The 16231-nt window shown below is 42.3% G+C and carries 19 protein-coding genes; 15 read left to right on the top strand and 4 right to left on the bottom strand.

The window, feature by feature from the left end; translation table 11 throughout:
• Positions 1-136: 136 nt before the first annotated feature.
• From C7E02_RS20095 to C7E02_RS12145, 4 genes are all read left to right on the top strand, one after another.
• On the top strand, positions 137-271 hold the full coding sequence (locus C7E02_RS20095) for a hypothetical protein (RefSeq protein ID WP_005332445.1): 135 nt from the start codon (positions 137-139) through the stop codon (positions 269-271).
• Positions 268-429, top strand: a complete 162-nt coding sequence (locus C7E02_RS12155) for a hypothetical protein (RefSeq protein WP_242978811.1) — start codon at positions 268-270, stop codon at positions 427-429. The genes C7E02_RS20095 and C7E02_RS12155 overlap by 4 nt, the downstream gene beginning before the upstream one ends.
• Positions 430-682: 253 nt before the next feature.
• Positions 683-1147 carry a DUF1653 domain-containing protein gene (locus tag C7E02_RS12150; RefSeq protein ID WP_022278735.1) on the top strand — a complete coding sequence of 155 codons (465 nt, stop codon included), beginning with the start codon at positions 683-685 and terminating at the stop codon, positions 1145-1147.
• Between the two features lie 20 nt (positions 1148-1167).
• On the top strand, positions 1168-1383 hold the full coding sequence (locus C7E02_RS12145; RefSeq protein ID WP_306418651.1) for a response regulator: 216 nt from the start codon (positions 1168-1170) through the stop codon (positions 1381-1383).
• On the opposite strand, the gene C7E02_RS12140 is transcribed toward C7E02_RS12145, so the two are convergent.
• On the bottom strand, positions 1354-2145 hold the full coding sequence (locus C7E02_RS12140; protein WP_022278733.1) for a YdcF family protein: 792 nt from the start codon (positions 2143-2145) through the stop codon (positions 1354-1356). The two genes, C7E02_RS12145 and C7E02_RS12140, sit on opposite strands and share 30 nt — an antisense overlap.
• A gap of 151 nt (positions 2146-2296) precedes the next feature.
• On the opposite strand from C7E02_RS12140, the gene C7E02_RS12135 reads away from it, so the two are divergent.
• From C7E02_RS12135 to C7E02_RS12110, 6 genes are all read left to right on the top strand, one after another.
• On the top strand, positions 2297-3535 hold the full coding sequence (locus C7E02_RS12135) for a threonine/serine ThrE exporter family protein (RefSeq protein ID WP_105309675.1): 1239 nt from the start codon (positions 2297-2299) through the stop codon (positions 3533-3535).
• Between the two features lie 92 nt (positions 3536-3627).
• Complete coding sequence (locus tag C7E02_RS12130; protein WP_105309849.1) at positions 3628-4641, top strand: stage V sporulation protein AD; 1014 nt, start codon at positions 3628-3630, stop codon at positions 4639-4641.
• 44 nt (positions 4642-4685) lie between these two features.
• The gene (spoVAE, locus tag C7E02_RS12125) at positions 4686-5042 is read left to right on the top strand and encodes a stage V sporulation protein AE (protein ID WP_005332426.1); all 357 of its coding nucleotides are present in this window, start codon (positions 4686-4688) and stop codon (positions 5040-5042) included.
• Between the two features lie 505 nt (positions 5043-5547).
• Positions 5548-6318, top strand: a complete 771-nt coding sequence (locus C7E02_RS12120) for an ABC transporter ATP-binding protein (protein ID WP_227275359.1) — start codon at positions 5548-5550, stop codon at positions 6316-6318.
• A gap of 32 nt (positions 6319-6350) precedes the next feature.
• Complete coding sequence (locus tag C7E02_RS12115) at positions 6351-7928, top strand: COG1361 S-layer family protein (protein ID WP_105309673.1); 1578 nt, start codon at positions 6351-6353, stop codon at positions 7926-7928.
• Positions 7885-9321 (top strand): ABC transporter permease, encoded by a 1437-nt coding sequence (locus tag C7E02_RS12110; RefSeq protein WP_105309672.1) that lies wholly within the window; start codon positions 7885-7887, stop codon positions 9319-9321. Before C7E02_RS12115 ends, C7E02_RS12110 begins: the two co-directional genes overlap by 44 nt.
• 58 nt (positions 9322-9379) lie before the next feature.
• On the opposite strand, the gene C7E02_RS12105 is transcribed toward C7E02_RS12110, so the two are convergent.
• Together C7E02_RS12105 and yfcE are read right to left on the bottom strand one after the other, a co-directional pair.
• Positions 9380-9643 carry a hypothetical protein gene (locus C7E02_RS12105; RefSeq protein ID WP_005332422.1) on the bottom strand — a complete coding sequence of 88 codons (264 nt, stop codon included), beginning with the start codon at positions 9641-9643 and terminating at the stop codon, positions 9380-9382.
• Positions 9644-9854: 211 nt separating this feature from the next.
• Positions 9855-10388, bottom strand: coding sequence for a phosphodiesterase (gene yfcE / locus C7E02_RS12100; RefSeq protein WP_029731221.1), 534 nt, complete (start codon positions 10386-10388; stop codon positions 9855-9857).
• Positions 10389-10521: 133 nt separating this feature from the next.
• On the opposite strand from yfcE, the gene C7E02_RS12095 reads away from it, so the two are divergent.
• Positions 10522-11082, top strand: a complete 561-nt coding sequence (locus C7E02_RS12095; protein WP_105309671.1) for a GNAT family N-acetyltransferase — start codon at positions 10522-10524, stop codon at positions 11080-11082.
• A gap of 65 nt (positions 11083-11147) precedes the next feature.
• Here the strand turns inward: C7E02_RS12095 and C7E02_RS12090 are convergent, their stop codons facing one another.
• Positions 11148-12011 carry a class I SAM-dependent methyltransferase gene (locus C7E02_RS12090; protein ID WP_105309670.1) on the bottom strand — a complete coding sequence of 288 codons (864 nt, stop codon included), beginning with the start codon at positions 12009-12011 and terminating at the stop codon, positions 11148-11150.
• A gap of 229 nt (positions 12012-12240) precedes the next feature.
• On the opposite strand from C7E02_RS12090, the gene C7E02_RS12085 reads away from it, so the two are divergent.
• The 4 genes from C7E02_RS12085 (at position 12241) to selA (ending at position 16229) form a co-directional block, all read left to right on the top strand.
• Positions 12241-12936 carry a PHP-associated domain-containing protein gene (locus C7E02_RS12085; RefSeq protein WP_105309669.1) on the top strand — a complete coding sequence of 232 codons (696 nt, stop codon included), beginning with the start codon at positions 12241-12243 and terminating at the stop codon, positions 12934-12936.
• A 56-nt stretch (positions 12937-12992) separates the two neighbouring features.
• Complete coding sequence (gene yedF, locus C7E02_RS12080) at positions 12993-13577, top strand: sulfurtransferase-like selenium metabolism protein YedF (protein WP_105309668.1); 585 nt, start codon at positions 12993-12995, stop codon at positions 13575-13577.
• Between the two features lie 153 nt (positions 13578-13730).
• Positions 13731-14771, top strand: coding sequence for a selenide, water dikinase SelD (gene selD / locus C7E02_RS12075; protein WP_105309848.1), 1041 nt, complete (start codon positions 13731-13733; stop codon positions 14769-14771).
• 39 nt (positions 14772-14810) lie between these two features.
• The gene (gene selA / locus C7E02_RS12070) at positions 14811-16229 is read left to right on the top strand and encodes an L-seryl-tRNA(Sec) selenium transferase (protein ID WP_105309667.1); all 1419 of its coding nucleotides are present in this window, start codon (positions 14811-14813) and stop codon (positions 16227-16229) included.
• The last annotated feature ends 2 nt before the right edge of the window (positions 16230-16231 follow it).

Raw genomic sequence — 16231 nt, 5'->3', positions numbered from 1 at the left:
GATGAGTCCATATTTCCCGAAATACGCAGAATATCAATATTTATTACTCTTTATTGAATATGTATCATCATGTCTTAAGTTATTATACTGGAATCATCGAAAGACAGCAAGAACAAGTAATTAAGGCGGTGTGTAAATGAATGCAGAACACAGAATACGGCTGATACGGGTGATAGAAAAAATAGAGAAAAATCCAAAGTTCAGCAAAAAAATTGGTATCAAAGATAAGACAAAAGAAAAATTACAGGAAAGACGAGGAGTAAGAGTATGAAGAAAAAAATTAAGATTGGATTTGTGGTGTTAGTTTTCATTGTGGTAAGCGTATGTGGAGTGTCTGTTTACAGGCATTTCACAGCGCCGAAAAAGGAAAGTGTTCCGCTTGAGACGGTGATTCGGAATTCATCGGATCTGATAACGCAGAAAATGTAGTACACAGCCTGTATGATAACATTGTAGATGGAAGAAAAATTGTGGTAGAGTTTAAGTAAAAAAAGAAAAAATCCCCTTGTTTTGTGGTAAAATTACGATATATGATGTCAGCACGAAGAACAAAGTAATTTGCAGGCATTGTAATGTAAAATTGAGCTACAAAATAAAGGGATTTTTTTCGTGAATAAATTTTTCAATCATTACTGGATTATGGTTGCGGAATTAAAGATTGATGAAAAAAGGAGATTAAAATATGCCAAGAGTAAGAATTATTAAGAAAAATGATGAGTATTCTTCCGAGTACGACTTGGGAGATATTTTTGAAATCACAGGAACCTGGTACGGTGGTGTACACATTGAGGGAAAATCCGGGGTTCCGGTTTCGTTGGACAAGGATGAATATATGGAACTGGACACAGAACCACAGGAGCAAAAAAATCCGGCAGTAGGAGAAGTGCCGGAGCGGGACATTCTTGTAGGAGATATTGTGCAGCATTTTAAACGGGAGTGGGTGTCTTCTGAAACTTCGGAATACTTATACAAGGTTCTGGCATTTGCGCAGCATACGGAGACGGGAGAGAAGCTGGTCGTTTATCAGGGGATGTATCCGCCGTTCAAGATATGTGCCAGACCGTATGATATGTTTATGAGTGAGGTGGATCAGGAAAAATATCCAAAGATCCGGCAAAAATACCGATTTGAAAAAATAAAATTGTAGGAGAGTAGCGCCAGAGAAGCGTGGATATTCAGATGCCGGTCATGGATGGCTACATGGCAACGAAAAAGATCCGAAGTCTGGAAGATTCGGATCTTGCAAATATTCCAATTATTGCACTTTCTGCAAATGCATTTGAGGAAGACAGAAAAGCATTGACCGATGCCGGAATGAATGGACATCTGGCAAAACCGGTCAATGTATCAGAATTATTGAAAATGCTTTGTAAGTTGTTTTAGGAGAAATTTGATTTCTGCAAAATATTCCCGGAACATATTGTTCGGCAGATATACTTTCGTGGAGCCGCAGGAAATACCGTAAGCGTTTGGTATCTTCTGCGCCCGAGCAATCTGCATAGCGCGGAACATATGAAAATCATTGGTCAAAATTCCAACGGTATTCGTTGTGTTGCTATCCAGTGCGTGATTTATCGTATCTGCAGAAATCAGTTTCATGCTGTTAGTCAGATTCTGGGCAGTGGTGGTTGATTTATCCTCCAGAATAATGCGCCCGGAATCAATTCCGCGCTTCACCAGATAATCTGCCATGCAGCTTGCCTCTGTAAAGGGTTCGTTTGATCCCTGGCCTCCGGTGACAATGCATCGGGTTTCCGGATTTGCAGACAGATATTCATAAGCCTTGTCCAGTCGAAATTTTAGAACCGGGCTTGGACCATTTTTATAGACTTGTGCACCTAACACGATAAGATAGTCCAGATTATCAGGACCCGCTACATGCATCTGGCTTATGATTAGTCCTTCAATAATAAGGAAAGATGCCAGACAACCGGCCAATATAATGACAATTCCTTTTTTTAGAATATCAGGGAACATTTTCCATAGATTAAAATGAAATCCAATAGCAACGCATATAAAAAAGACAGCCAGAACGAACCAGACTGCGAAAAATGCTGTACCAGAGCCAATAGCGCGGACTGCAATGCCGTATGTGCCACATACTAAAGCCAGTATAATGCATAAAAGAAATAAAAAAGTGTGCATGTAAATGATAAACCTTTCTACAAATTTATTTACATTCTATCATAGATTGGTAAGAAATACTACCTTTTTACATTGTATCGAAAATAGGAAAGCTTTATAATGGAACGATAGAAATTCGAATGATAAATGTTGATAAAAAGGGGATAAGCAGATGGATTATAACCGGATCGTGCAGGAAATATTAAATATTGGAGAAGAGCTGTTGAAAAGCGGGGCAGAAATATTTCGTGTGGAGGACAGTCTGTATCGCATGTGCAGAAGTTATGGATTTGTGCGAAGTGATGTCTATGCTTCGCAGATCAATATTCAAATGACGGTGGAGACGCCCGAAGGAGAGATTATCACACAGATTCGTTATATTGAAATGACAAGTCCTCATTATGATAAACTGGATCAGCTTAATGACTTGTCCAGATATGTTTGTGCCAATACTCCGAAACAAGCAGAGATTCAGGAACGTTATGAAAAAATTGCAAAAAGTAAAGTACTTGCATTTCCACTTATGATGCTGGCACAGATCGTAAGTGGAACTTCATTTGCAATTTTTTTCGGAGGAGGACGAAATGATGCAATCGTAGCCGTTTTTGCTTCGGCCGCAATGGCACTTACCGGATACTGGATTGGAAAACAGGAAAAGAATCCAATGATTTATAATCTAGTCCTTGCATTTGTAACAGAGATGGTGATACTTTTAGCAGAAAAAATGGGAGTTGCAATTCATTCGGATCGTATTATGATCGGGATTGTCATGGTGCTGATCAGTACTCTTGGCGTGATCAATGGACTGCGTGACGTTGTTCAGCGAAACTTTACTTCCGGAGCTCTGGAGATTATGAATTCTGTGCTTGGAGCCCTCGGAATTGCATTTGGAATTGCTTTAGCAATGAAAATGTTGCATGGCGGTGGAAATGTGGGAGGAGCAGTGCTGAACTCCAATATATTTGTGCAGGCGGTTTCGGTGTCAGTCGGAAGTATCGGACTGGCTGGAATTTATCAGATACGCGGCAAAAAAGTTATTTATTCAGGGATCGGAGCATTTCTGACATGGACAGTCTATCTGATCGTGAGACAATTCGGCGGCAGTTATTTGTTCGGAATGCTTCTGGCATCTGTATTTGTGGGAATGTATGCATTTGTAATGGCCAGAATAAATAAAGCGCCGTCCACAATCTTTCTGACAGCATCTGTATTTCCGCTGATGCCGGGAGCCAATCTTTATTATATGATGTACGGCTGTGTGAAGCAGAACATGACGCTTGCCATAGAACATATGATTCTCCTGGTGGAGACCTGTCTGATGATCGTATTTGGATTTTTACTTGTGGATATTGTATCGAGAATCGTGATGCGGATTTTGGGACAGGAATATCATATTGGAAAGATTCAGTAATGGAGAAAAAATAATCGGATCAGGGGAATATTTTGCCAGAAAAAGAAACATACTACTTGTATTCTTTGAAAAAGAAAAGGGAGTTGGAATACATGAAATTAGTAAAAGGAGCGCAGAGTATAGCATATGACCGGGCGCCTTATCTTATCAGCAGTGCATCTGTTGTCGGGAAAAAAGAAGGAGCAGGGCCGATTGGAGAAATGTTTGACCTGGTCGGAGAAAGTGATTTGTTTGGAGAAAATACGTGGGAGGAAGCGGAGAGCACGATGCAAAGGGAAGCCTGTCTGCTTGCCATGGGGAAGGCACATGTCAGCCAGAATCAGGTACGGTATCTGTTTGGCGGGGATCTTCTAAGACAGGGAATTGCAACGAGCATGGGAGTGGAAAAACTGCAGATTCCGATGTTCGGGCTTTACGGGGCGTGTTCAACATCGGGAGAAGCATTGGCATTGGCATCTATGAGTGTGGCAGCAGGATATGGCGAATATATACTTGCAGTGACCTCCAGTCATTTTGGAAGTGCGGAAAAAGAATTTCGTTTTCCACTAAGTTATGCGAATCAAAGACCATTGTCTGCACACTGGACTGTGACTGGAAGTGGAGCGTTTCTTGTGGGGAAAAAGGAGAGCCATGTGAGGATAAGTGGTCTGACAGTGGGAAAAATTGTGGATTACGGTCTGAAAGATTCGCAGAACATGGGAGCGTGTATGGCGCCGGCGGCCTGTGATACGATCTGGCAGAATTTACAGGATTTTGGAAGATCGCCGGAAGATTATTCCCGGATTATTACAGGAGATCTCGGATATGTGGGACAGAGCATTCTTTTTGATCTGCTGCTTGAAAAAGGTTATGATATCCGTGGAAAACACCTGGACTGTGGCATGACGATCTTTGATCAGCAGACCCAGGACACCCATGCGGGAGGCAGCGGATGCGGGTGCGCGGCAACGGTACTTTCAGCATATATTCTTCCCAAAATCGAACGGGGAGAATGGGAACGTGTGTTATTTGTGCCTACAGGAGCACTCATGTCTACGGTCAGCTACAACGAAGGTGCAAGTGTGCCGGGGATTGCCCACGCGATTGTGTTGGAGCATGAAGCTTAGAATATAAGTGGATCTTTGGTTTTCGAAATGGAGAGGAGACAGATATGGATTATATAAAAGCATTTATTATAGGCGGAATCATCTGTGCTCTGACGCAGATTCTGCTGGATAGGACAAAACTAATGCCAGGGCGTATCATGGTACTTCTAGTGTGCAGCGGGGCAGTTCTTGGAGCGATTGGAATCTATCAGCCATTCCAGGATTTTGCCGGAGCTGGTGCGAGCGTACCATTGTGTGGGTTTGGGAACCTTCTTTGGAAAGGGGTCCAAGATGCTGTAGATCAGGAAGGATTCATCGGAGTGTTCCTGGGAGGATTCAAAGCCAGTGCAGTCGGTATCAGCGCAGCATTAATATTCGGATATCTCGCATCATTGATATTCAGTCCTAAAATGAAAAGATGACTTTTTATATCGCTCAGATTAGACAGGATTTTATATGCCTGCTGCGTCATATATTACAGTTTTCTCCGCAAACTCGGCTCAGACAGTGCTCCGAAAACTGAATTATACTCGCAGGCATAACGAAAATCCTGCCATTAATCCTCGCGATGTAGAAAGTTCAGGCGGAAGTTGTGTGCGGGGACTTGGTGTGTTCGTTCCTGCGAAAGCCTCACTATAGTCACCAAGAAACTGTATTTTATGAGGCAGAAAGTCTGTTTAATATTTTGAGAGAGTAAGTGAGTGTTAGCTTATAGAGGAAATTTTAATGAGGAAGGAGAGGGAGAAACAGTATAATATATCTTCCTGACAAATTAAACATGAAACATAAAAATTAAGAAATACTTCATAATTTCTACCGGAAGTATTTCTTTTTTTATGTTTTAATGAACGTATGTAATATATAATTGAGAAAATCTGTATAACAATGTATATAAAGGAATTAAACATAAACCAAGAGGGAGGGTATATGGAAAAAGTCATAGAGGTAAAGAATCTGTATAAACTCTACCGCGTGGGTGATGAAGTCGTGCGTGCCTTAGATGGCGTAGACTTTAATATTTATAAGGGCGAGTTCTGCGCGATTGTCGGAACATCAGGATCTGGTAAATCGACCCTTCTGAATATGCTGGCAGGGCTTGAAAAACCGACAAAAGGCGAGGTCATCATCAGCGGCGAGCATATCGAAAAGAAGAACGAAGAAGAGTTGGTAAAGTTCCGGCGGGACAATGTAGGATTTATCTTTCAATCTTTTCACCTGCTGGGGACTATGAATGCGGTGGAAAATGTAGCTCTGCCGTTGAGCTTTCGAGGAGTCCCGAAAGATGTAAGATTAAAAAAAGCGGATAAGATGCTGGATCTTGTAAATCTTGGAAAGCATAAGAAACATATGCCAAACCAGATGTCTGGCGGACAGCAGCAGCGAGTCGGTGTAGCGAGAGCGCTTGTGGTAGATCCGAAGATTATTTTTGCGGATGAACCAACGGGAAATCTGGATTCCCATACATCGGAAGAGGTCATGGAACTGATGCAGCAGGTAGTAAGGCAGCAGAAGAAAACATTAGTCATGGTAACTCACGATAATCATCTCGCGACCTATGCGGACAGAGTGTTCCATATCAGTGACGGTAAGATCATCAAGATAGAAGATCATCGGTCAGGAACTGAACATACAGAAGATAGAGATAAAGCGATTTCGGGAAATATGAATCCACAAGATACAGAGTATTTAAAAAGATAGAAAGAATGGGAGTAGTAAGGAGGAACAGGAAAATGACAAAATCAAGGAGAGTAATGGCAGTCATTGTAGCGGCGCTATTGATTGCAGCGATGATATTACCGGGGCTTGCGGTGAAGGCTGAGGCTGCTGCAGAAGGAGAAGGAACCGGAGAAGTTGGCCGTGCGACCGCGAAGGTGACGATTGAGTCCAAGGATAATAAAACACTGCAATATAAACCGGGAGAATCCCAGAAGTGGACACTGGTGATTACCAATAAGACAGGACAGGATTTGAGTAATTTATCTGTATCGCCGGATATGGGTGGTGAAAATGCAGATGCATGGCCGTTCAAGACGGATTATCAGAAATATGAGCAGAAAATTGATACACTGAAAAATGGAGAGAAGGCAGAGATTTCTTTTGATTTTTTGCAGAGAGACGACGCCGGAACACGCAGATATGCCATTCCGTTTTCTGTGTATACAGGTGATAGTGATGAGCCAATCGCAACCCATAAATTATATGTAAACACGACAGAGAAGCCACAGGCAGATAATTCCCAGAATCAAGGTGATGCAGGAAATGGCGGCGGTTCGGGAAGTGGTTCTGCTGATGGAGGTGCTATGACAGCTTCTGTTGGCAATGACGAGCCGGCAGTCTACAGTGGTGGCGGCAGTGGAAGCAGTGGAAGCAGTTCCGATGGATCTGTACCGAGAGTTATCGTAACAGGATTTGATACCAATCCGGCAGAGGTACATGCAGGAAGTGATTTTACACTGACGATTCATTTGAAAAATACATCGAAGAAAACAAAAGTCCAGAATATGTTGTTTGAGCTGCAAGCTCCGACGGAAGGTAGTGATGAGCAGACAAGTGCGCCGGCATTTCTTCCAACTTCCGGTTCGAATTCTATTTATCTTGATGGAATTAAAGCTGACGGTACCGCAGATATTTCTATTACATTGAATGCGAAAGCGAATCTGCTGCAGAAGCCTTACAGCATTAATTTGAGCATGAAGTACGAAGGTTCACAGGCAACTCAGATTGAGTCTTCCTCATCGATCTCTATTCCGGTAAAACAGGACGCAAGGTTCGAATTCAGCGAATTTGAAATCAGCCCTCAGACCATTGAGGTCGGCGGCGAGGCAAATGTTATGTGCAGTCTTTATAATCTGGGAAGAATTAAACTGTATAATGCAAAAGCCAGATTTGAAGGAAATGGAATCAAAAAACAGGAGATTTTCATCGGAAATGTGGAAGCTGGTGCAACCGGTTCTATTGATGCCATGCTGAAAGGCGAAAAAGTGACGAATGGAAATTCTAAGATTACCATGACTCTTTCTTATGAAGATGAATCGGGAAATATATCTGAAACTACGAAGGATTTTGAGCTGGAAGTCACTGAAGCAGTAAATGACTCTGATATGCATATGAATACAGACGGTGATGTAGAGGCAGGCAGCAGCGGATTTCCGGTTGTTCCGGTCGTAGTTGTAATCGCGATCATAGCCGGTGCAGTGGCAGTGGTAGTATTTGTAAAGAAAAAGAAGAAAAAGCAGATGTTAAATGAAGAGGAGGAGCTGCTGGATGAGTTGGATAGATCTTCTGAGGATGAGCGCGAGCAACCTTAAGAGACGAAAGCTTCGTACATTTCTTACGGTGCTCGGAGTCGTCATCGGAACAGCATCTATCGTAGTTATGGTGTCTCTTGGACTTGGACTTCAGAAATCAGTCTATGATGAGATGGAGCAGTCAGGGGGACTTACGACTATAAACGTAACGGGCAGCGGATCTGCCGGAGGTGGGATGATGCATTCATCGAACTCCGATAAATCCGATAACTCCGATAAATCCGATGAGGCAAGCAAATATATTGATGACAATTGTGTGAAAAAATTCGGTGAGCTGGAACATGTAAAAGCAGCAGCACCAATCTATGAAACATCCGCAATTTGTCTGAAAGGGAAATATGAAGGAAATATTTCCCTGTACGCAAGTACACCGGAGGGCTTGAGAATGAGAGATATCAAGCTGGCAGATGGAGGAACTCTTCCAAAATCCGGGACTGGAAAGCTGGAGCTGGTTTATGGTAACAATGTTCTGGCCAATTTCAGTGAGAGAGGAAATAATTCATCAGGATATTGGGAGACAGGAGAACTTCCGGATATTGATCTGATGAAGGATTCTATGTTTATGATCCTGGATCAGGATGCTTATTACAACAGGCAGAGTTCCGGTGGGCTTCAGGGCGATGCAGGAACTGACGGAAATGGAACATCCAATGTTCCGAAGTCAGCCAAGAAACATATTGTAACTGCCAGTGGCGTTGTGGCAGGAGGCGTTGACGATTATAATGTGAATTCCTACTATGTATTCTGTGATCTGGATACATTAAAACAGATTATGAAAAAGGAATTCAAAGGAAGAGTGATTCCGGGGCAGCCGTCTACAAAGTCAGGGAAAGCCTACAAAGAATTCTATTATTCTTCAGCGCAGGTCAAAGTAGATGATATGAGTAATGTCAATGATGTGGCAAAACAGATCCGCGAGATGGGATATAATGTAGAGACAAATGTTGAATATATGGACAGCATGAAAAAGCAGATGGCAGTGATCCAGGCAGTGCTTGGTGGAATCGGAGCGATTTCCCTGATTGTTGCAGCAATCGGAATTGCAAATACGATGATGATGTCCATATATGAGAGAACAAAAGAGATCGGAGTCATCAAAGTACTTGGCTGCAGCCTGAAAAACATTAAGCAAATGTTTCTGATTGAAGCAGCATTTATCGGACTCCTTGGTGGAATAGTCGGAAATATGGTGAGCTTTGCAATGTCTGGTGCAATCAATATAGTAACAGCACAAAGTTCGACACTGGGAGTAGAAGGAAATATTTCTTATATTCCGGTATGGCTGGTGCTTATTTCTATTGGATTTGCGATGCTGGTCGGTATGGTGGCGGGATATTTCCCGGCGCTTCGGGCAATGAGACTGAGTCCGCTTGCGGCAATCCGCAGTGAATAAAGTAAGCAAGAACAGGTGAAAAGGGGACAGGTGAAAAAATCACCTGTCCCCAAGTCTTTTATTCTTCTATTATATGAATTTCCAGATAGTCAAATTCAATAGAATCTACGAAGTTATCCTGATGAAATCTTGTCTTTGCATGTCTTTTGAATTCATCAATATTAGAATCCAGCCAGATTGGGTTGCTCAGATCAAATTCATGGCAGACTTCGTCAATTGCATGAAAAATCTTGTGTGTGCGGGTGTCATCGTTATCAACTTCTATGACAGTATCCCGCAGCATTCTATTATCTTTAAATTCTTTTGCCCATAATCGGAACATAGAAAATCCTCCTTGTATAATTTTTAGCGGTTGATAATAATGATGTAATCGGATTGCTCCATTGCTATGCAATTCCCGCAATCCTTGAACACCTCGAACTCCCATAAAATGGTGTATTCACACCAGTTTATTTCGTCCTCGGTGTTCAGCGTGTCAAAAAGTATAAATTGCTTATTTGTGCGAGCACAAACACAATTTATACTTTTGACACTTACATCATATCGATCACATTTCCGTCCAGATCTTTCCAGATGAATTCCTGGTCATAGATCATATATCCATGTGCGGAATTCTCTTTTGGAATAGACACAGAACCTGGATTCATGTAAGTGAAATCAGCCATATCCTGATTTGCAGGAATGTGTGTGTGTCCATTCAGGAGAATATCTCCCTTCTTTAACATTGGCGGATTTGCAGGATTATGGTGATGACCGTGAGTTGCAAAAATAGTATGACCGTCCAGTTCAATAAAACAGTAATCGGCAAGAATTGGGAATTCCAGTACCATCTGGTCTACTTCGGTGTCGCAGTTGCCGCGGACACATAACAGATCCTCTTTCATAGCATTTAACATAGCAATGACAGCCTTTGGGTTGTAGTCTTTTGGCAGATCATTTCTTGGCCCATGATAAAGAAGGTCACCTAATAATAATAGTTTGTCAGCTTTTTCCCTTTTGTATGCTTCAATCATTTTCTCGCAATAATATGCAGAACCATGTATATCAGATGCAATCATTAATTTCATAAGTTTTATTTCCTCCAGAATTCGTAAATATATTTAGTTACAACTTTTCTACGACGGATTATAGCACAAAAGCGGGCAGCCGTGTATAATTATGATAAATTCGAGTAGATTTTAAACAGAAGGGAATGGAATTATGGAAAACGAAGTACTTAAAATATATGAATATGCGGAGCAGACGATAGAGATTTCGCTTGTAAAGGAAGAGGAAATACCTGTGATGCTGGAACTGATGAATACAATATATCAGGAGCTCCCGGACAAGAGCTGGTTTAGCATGGACAGCGAAGAGAATCTTATACGATATATGTCAACTTCCGGATTTGCTTTAAAAGCTCAGGTATTTGGGAGAGATGGGCAAGGGAAATTGGCAGCAGTCTTTGTAGCGCGGACGTCAGAACTTGGGGAAGAAAATCATGGAAAATATATGAATTTAAAGGAAAAAGATCTTGAACGTGTTGCGCATATGGAGATTGCAATGGTAGATAAAAAATTTCGAGGAAGAGGAATGCAAAAGAAACTGATGGAAGTTGCAGAAGATCGTCTGGAACTTTTGGGATTTCGTTGGCTTATGGGGACAGCTCATCCAGAAAATGTATATAGTGTACATAATTTTCAGAAACTGGGATACGAGATCGTGGCAGAAGCATTGAAATACGGTGGGTTCCTGAGATATGTTTTCTGTAAAGAAATATAAAAATATCCAGAAAATAAATGTGAAAAAGAATCATTTGTTTTCTGGATATTTTCTAATTTTGAATATTAGTTGTCAGATTCCCAGCGTCCCGAAGCGCCACATGGAAGGATCAGTCCGGAGCTTGTGACCGGAAGACCGATTTCCTGAGAGTCTACATGTCCATGGAAGGATTTTAACTCTGTTCCGAGCATGTAAGTTAATACTGCAGGAGCAAGCCCTGTTGTATAGGAGTTGATCAGGAAGAAAAGCGGATCCTCAGAAAGAATCTGAGTACACAGCTTAATAAGTGGATGAATGGCATCCTCGATCTTCCAAATCTCACCTTTTGGTCCGCGTCCGTAAGACGGCGGATCCATAATGATAGCATCGTAATGATTGCCGCGACGGATTTCTCGTTCTACAAATTTTACACAGTCATCTACAAGCCAGCGGATTGGTTTATCGGACAATCCGGATGATGCGGCATTCTCCTTCGCCCAGGCTACCATACCTTTGGAAGCGTCCACGTGAGTGACATGTGCGCCGGCAGCGGCTGCTGCAAGTGTAGCTCCGCCGGTGTAGGCAAACAGGTTCAGAACTTTGACCGGGCGTCCGGCATTGCGGATCTTATCACCAAACCAGTCCCAGTTTGTTGCCTGCTCCGGAAAAAGTCCAGTGTGTTTGAAACTGAATGGTTTTAAATTGAATGTCAGCTCACCATAGTGAATTTGCCACTGTTCTGGTAAATCAAAAAACTCCCATTCACCGCCGCCTTTTTTGCTGCGGTGGTAGTGACCGTTCCTATGCTTCCAGCCTTTTTCTTTTTTTGGGGTATCCCAGATGACCTGCGGGTCCGGGCGTACCAGTGTGTAATCACCCCAGCGTTCCAGCTTCTCGCCGCCGCTGCAGTCGATGACTTCATAATCTTTCCATTTATCTGCAATCCACATAATAAAACTCCTTTAAAATTTATATAGAAAATCATTGGATATTTTACGGATTTTACCGTTCAGACTGAAGTACAGTGCTATTTTACACAAAAACTCAGTATCATAAGTGTAGCATAGGCACAACACATTTTCAATTATAGATATTTTCTATATAAACGGACAATTATTATAAAAGTCAATTTGAAGATGAGCGAGAATCTTCTTATAATATAAAGAGGAGGGAAAAATTATGTTTATTGACACACACATGCATGAAATGACATATTCACCAGACAGCTTCCTGAAGCTGGAAGAGATGGTTCGGATCGGTAAGGAGAAAGGGCTTGGAGCGCTTTGCATTACTGACCATGACAGTATGGGGCTTAAGGACTATGCAGCAGAATATACAGCGAGGACAGGCTTCCCGATTTTTGTTGGGATTGAGTATTATTCTCTTCAGGGAGACATTGTCGCATTTGGAATTGAAGATTACCCGAAAGAGCGGATTCCGGCACAGGATTTTATAGATCTTGTAAAAGCACAGGGAGGCGTTTGTTTTGCAGCGCATCCATTTCGCGATAATAACCGCGGCCTGGAGGAGAATTTGGCTGTGGTGCGCGGCCTGGACGGTGTGGAGGTGCTCAATGGAAGTACATCTTTTGCTGCATGTATGAAAGCAGCGGCATATGCAAGGCAGTATGGATATTTTACACTTGGTTCCAGCGACTGTCATGTGCTGGAAAAAGTCGGTGTGTGTGCGACATATTTTCCAAATGAGGTCAGAACGATGGATGAGTTCCTGGCAGAGTTCAAAAAAGGACAGATGAAGCCGGCATATTATGTTCAGGGTGGTTATCGTGTCCTGGAAGTCCAGAATAATGACAAAAAAGTCCAAAATAGTATAAAAATACCATTTACCTTTCCAACTATAAGTGATAGTATGTAGCTATAGTGTGCGTAAGAAATGGTATATTTTAAATAAAAGAAAGGTGGAAATATACAATGATTACAGTTGACGCAATGGGAGATAATTGTCCGATTCCGGTTATCAAGACAAAAAAAGCAATGGATGCACTTACCGGGCCGGAGACAATCGAAGTATTAGTTGATAATGAGATTGCCGTACAGAATGTGACAAAGATGGCTACAAGTGCCGGAGGAAAAGTTACATCTGAGCAGAAAGCTGAGAAAGAGTATGTTGTTACGATTGAGATGGAAGGAGCACCGGCAGCAGAGGATGATGCGCAGGACGACAACACAGTTGTTGTAATAAGCTCTGACCGTATGGGTACGGGTAACGATGAACTTGGTAAAGTCCTGATCAAAGGATTTATTTTTGCTGTAACTCAGCTTGATAAATTACCAAAGACCATGCTTTTCTATAATGGAGGAGCAACACTTACAACTGAAGAATCTGATTCATTAGAAGATCTGAAATCTCTGGAAGCACAGGGAGTAGAGATTATGACATGTGGAACATGTCTGGATTATTATGGCTTAAAAGACAAGCTTGCTGTAGGTTCTGTGACGAATATGTACAGCATTGTTGAGACACAGGCAAAAGCAACTAAGATCATTAACCCATAAGATGAGCACGCGAAGGGCGTGCCAGATGCTGTCTTGGGGGACAGCTCTGGAATTACCAGATTGAGATGAAAAAAGGAGCCTTCTGTTGTGACTGAATGGAAAGCTCCTTTTATTCATATATATTTATTCAACATTGAGGAGGAATTAAGAAAAATGAAAACAAATGTCAAGTTGACTAGCTTAAGCAAGACTTCGGGGTGAGCGGCCAAAATAGGTCCGGAGACCCTTGCTCAGGTACTGAGTAAGCTGCCAAAATTTCAGGATGATAAGTTAATAGTAGGGATTGAGACGTCCGATGATGCAGCCATCTATAAAGTCACTGACGATATCGCGATGATTCAAACAGTAGATTTTTTCACTCCGATTGTTGATGATCCTTATATGTTCGGACAAATCGCCGCAGCCAATTCATTGAGTGATGTATGGGCTATGGGTGGGGAACCGGCGGTTGCACTGAATATTGTTGGATTCCCGAATTGTCTGGATCCGGCAATCCTTGGTGATATACTGGCTGGTGGAGCAGATAAAGTAAAAGAAGCAGGAGCAGTGCTGGTAGGCGGACATTCCGTACAGGACGATGAGCCGAAGTATGGATTGTGCGTGTCTGGTTTTGTACATCCAGACAAGATATTCAAGAACTATGGATGCAGACCGGGAGACATTCTTGTATTGACAAAGCAGATTGGGAGCGGTGTGGTAAATACAGCGATCAAAGCTGATATGGCATCACCTTCCGCAATCCGTGAAGCGGAGACGGTCATGGCGTCATTGAATAAACTTGGAAAACAAGTAGTTGAGAAATTCGACGTATCTGCGTGTACAGATATTACAGGATTTGGACTTTTAGGACACTGTGTAGAGATGGCATCTGCCAGTGAAGTGACTTTCGAGATCAATGTCCGTGATATCGAATATTTTGCAGACGCAATTGACTATGCGAAGATGGGACTTGTCCCGGCGGGGGCTTACAAGAATCGAGGATACTCTATCGATCGGGTCGAGGTTGGACATGTGGAAGATTTCTATCTGGATCTTCTGTATGATCCACAGACATCAGGTGGATTGTTGATGAGTGTGGCGCCAGAGAATCTTCAGGAGATGCTTGCAGATTTTCGCGCGGCACATATGGATACAAAAGTTTCTGTTATTGGAAAAGTGGCAGAGAAGAGCGATAAACTGATTCGTCTGTATTAGTCAGACGAACAAAAGAAAAAGAAGGGGAACAAAGAAGTCATGAATAAGAATATGTTATACCGCAGCATTCCGAAAGTGGATGTATTGCTGGAAGACCCGGAGATTCAGGGGCTGATTGAAACATACAGCCGGGATACGGTAGTGGAATCGATTCATTTGGAGATGGATGCACTCAGAAAATATATCGGAACATGCGAGGATGAGGAAAAGGCAAAAGAACAGATTGAGAATTTGAATACGAATGTTCGAAGAACAGTAACTGCCATGCATACACCGAATATGCGTTCAGTCATCAATGGTACAGGAACGATTCTTCATACGAACCTTGGACGAGCACCAATCAGCCAGAAACACATGAAGCGGATCGCTCAGATTGCAACGGGATATTCTAATCTGGAATACAATCTGGAAGCCGGAAGACGCGGAGAGAGATATTCACATTTTGAAAAACTGCTCTGTAAGATTACAGGTGCAGAGGCTGCAATGGCGGTAAATAATAACGCGGCAGCTGTTATGCTTATTTTAAGTTCCCTTGCAAAAGGAGGCGAAGTCGTTGTATCCCGCGGTGAGCTTGTTGAAATCGGTGGAAAGTTCCGGGTTCCGGATGTTATGGAACAAAGTGGAGCAACACTGGTAGAAGTCGGAACGACTAACAAGACACATTATGATGATTATGAGAGTGCGATCACAGAAGAGACAAAGGCGCTTCTGAAAGTTCATACAAGTAATTATCGAATCGTAGGATTTACAGATACAGTAGGAATTGATGAATTGATTCCGATTGCGAAAGAACATGACATTCCGGTCATTGAAGATCTGGGAAGCGGTGTTCTGATCGATCTTAGCAAATATGGGATCACTTATGAACCTACTGTTCAGGATTCCATTAGAAAAGGAGCAGATGTGGTGTGCTTCAGCGGTGATAAGCTGCTTGGAGGTCCGCAGGCTGGAATTATTATCGGTAAGAAAACATATATCGATATGATGAAAAAGAACCAGCTTACTCGTGCTCTTAGAATTGATAAATTTACAGCAACAGCATTGGAACTGGTACTTCAGGAATACCTGTCTGAGGAAAATGCAATCCAGAATATTCCGGTACTTAAGATGATCACAAAGTCTTATGACGAGACGGTTGCAGAAGCAAAGACATTTAAGCGTATGCTTCAGAGAGCAAAGCTGCCTGCAGCTTATGAAGTTGTGGATTGTGAATCGCAGATTGGAGGAGGATCTCTTCCGCTGGAACGAATTCCAAGTGCTGCAGTTGCAATCCATCCGGAAAAGATCAGTGTTCCGGAACTGGAAGAACGTATGAGACATTTGCCTGTTCCGATTATTCCAAGAACGGTAAATGATACGATTCTTTTGGATGTGAGAACATTGGATAAAGATGCAATGACACTTGCTGTAAAGCAGTTAAAAGAGATGGATATATTAGAAGAAACAAGTCTTTTATAGAG

It is taken from the genome of Dorea sp. Marseille-P4042 (genome assembly GCF_900290215.1).
GTDB classification, from domain to species: Bacteria; Bacillota; Clostridia; order Lachnospirales; family Lachnospiraceae; genus Dorea; species Dorea formicigenerans.
Note: the sequence above shows the minus strand (reverse complement) of the source record. Positions and strands in the feature narration are given on the sequence as shown.

Coding starts and splice junctions, on each gene's coding strand:
- C7E02_RS12085 (WP_105309669.1), top strand. CDS start 12,241: ATGTTTATTGACACACACATGCATGAAATGACATATTCACCAGACAGC.
- C7E02_RS12105 (WP_005332422.1), bottom strand. CDS start 9,643: ATGTTCCGATTATGGGCAAAAGAATTTAAAGATAATAGAATGCTGCGG.
- C7E02_RS12095 (WP_105309671.1), top strand. CDS start 10,522: ATGGAAAACGAAGTACTTAAAATATATGAATATGCGGAGCAGACGATA.
- C7E02_RS12135 (WP_105309675.1), top strand. CDS start 2,297: ATGGATTATAACCGGATCGTGCAGGAAATATTAAATATTGGAGAAGAG.
- yedF (WP_105309668.1), top strand. CDS start 12,993: ATGATTACAGTTGACGCAATGGGAGATAATTGTCCGATTCCGGTTATC.
- selA (WP_105309667.1), top strand. CDS start 14,811: ATGAATAAGAATATGTTATACCGCAGCATTCCGAAAGTGGATGTATTG.
- C7E02_RS12155 (WP_242978811.1), top strand. CDS start 268: ATGAAGAAAAAAATTAAGATTGGATTTGTGGTGTTAGTTTTCATTGTG.
- C7E02_RS20095 (WP_005332445.1), top strand. CDS start 137: ATGAATGCAGAACACAGAATACGGCTGATACGGGTGATAGAAAAAATA.
- C7E02_RS12110 (WP_105309672.1), top strand. CDS start 7,885: ATGAGTTGGATAGATCTTCTGAGGATGAGCGCGAGCAACCTTAAGAGA.
- spoVAE (WP_005332426.1), top strand. CDS start 4,686: ATGGATTATATAAAAGCATTTATTATAGGCGGAATCATCTGTGCTCTG.
- C7E02_RS12115 (WP_105309673.1), top strand. CDS start 6,351: ATGACAAAATCAAGGAGAGTAATGGCAGTCATTGTAGCGGCGCTATTG.
- C7E02_RS12090 (WP_105309670.1), bottom strand. CDS start 12,011: ATGTGGATTGCAGATAAATGGAAAGATTATGAAGTCATCGACTGCAGC.
- C7E02_RS12120 (WP_227275359.1), top strand. CDS start 5,548: ATGGAAAAAGTCATAGAGGTAAAGAATCTGTATAAACTCTACCGCGTG.
- C7E02_RS12130 (WP_105309849.1), top strand. CDS start 3,628: ATGAAATTAGTAAAAGGAGCGCAGAGTATAGCATATGACCGGGCGCCT.
- yfcE (WP_029731221.1), bottom strand. CDS start 10,388: ATGAAATTAATGATTGCATCTGATATACATGGTTCTGCATATTATTGC.
- C7E02_RS12150 (WP_022278735.1), top strand. CDS start 683: ATGCCAAGAGTAAGAATTATTAAGAAAAATGATGAGTATTCTTCCGAG.
- C7E02_RS12140 (WP_022278733.1), bottom strand. CDS start 2,145: ATGCACACTTTTTTATTTCTTTTATGCATTATACTGGCTTTAGTATGT.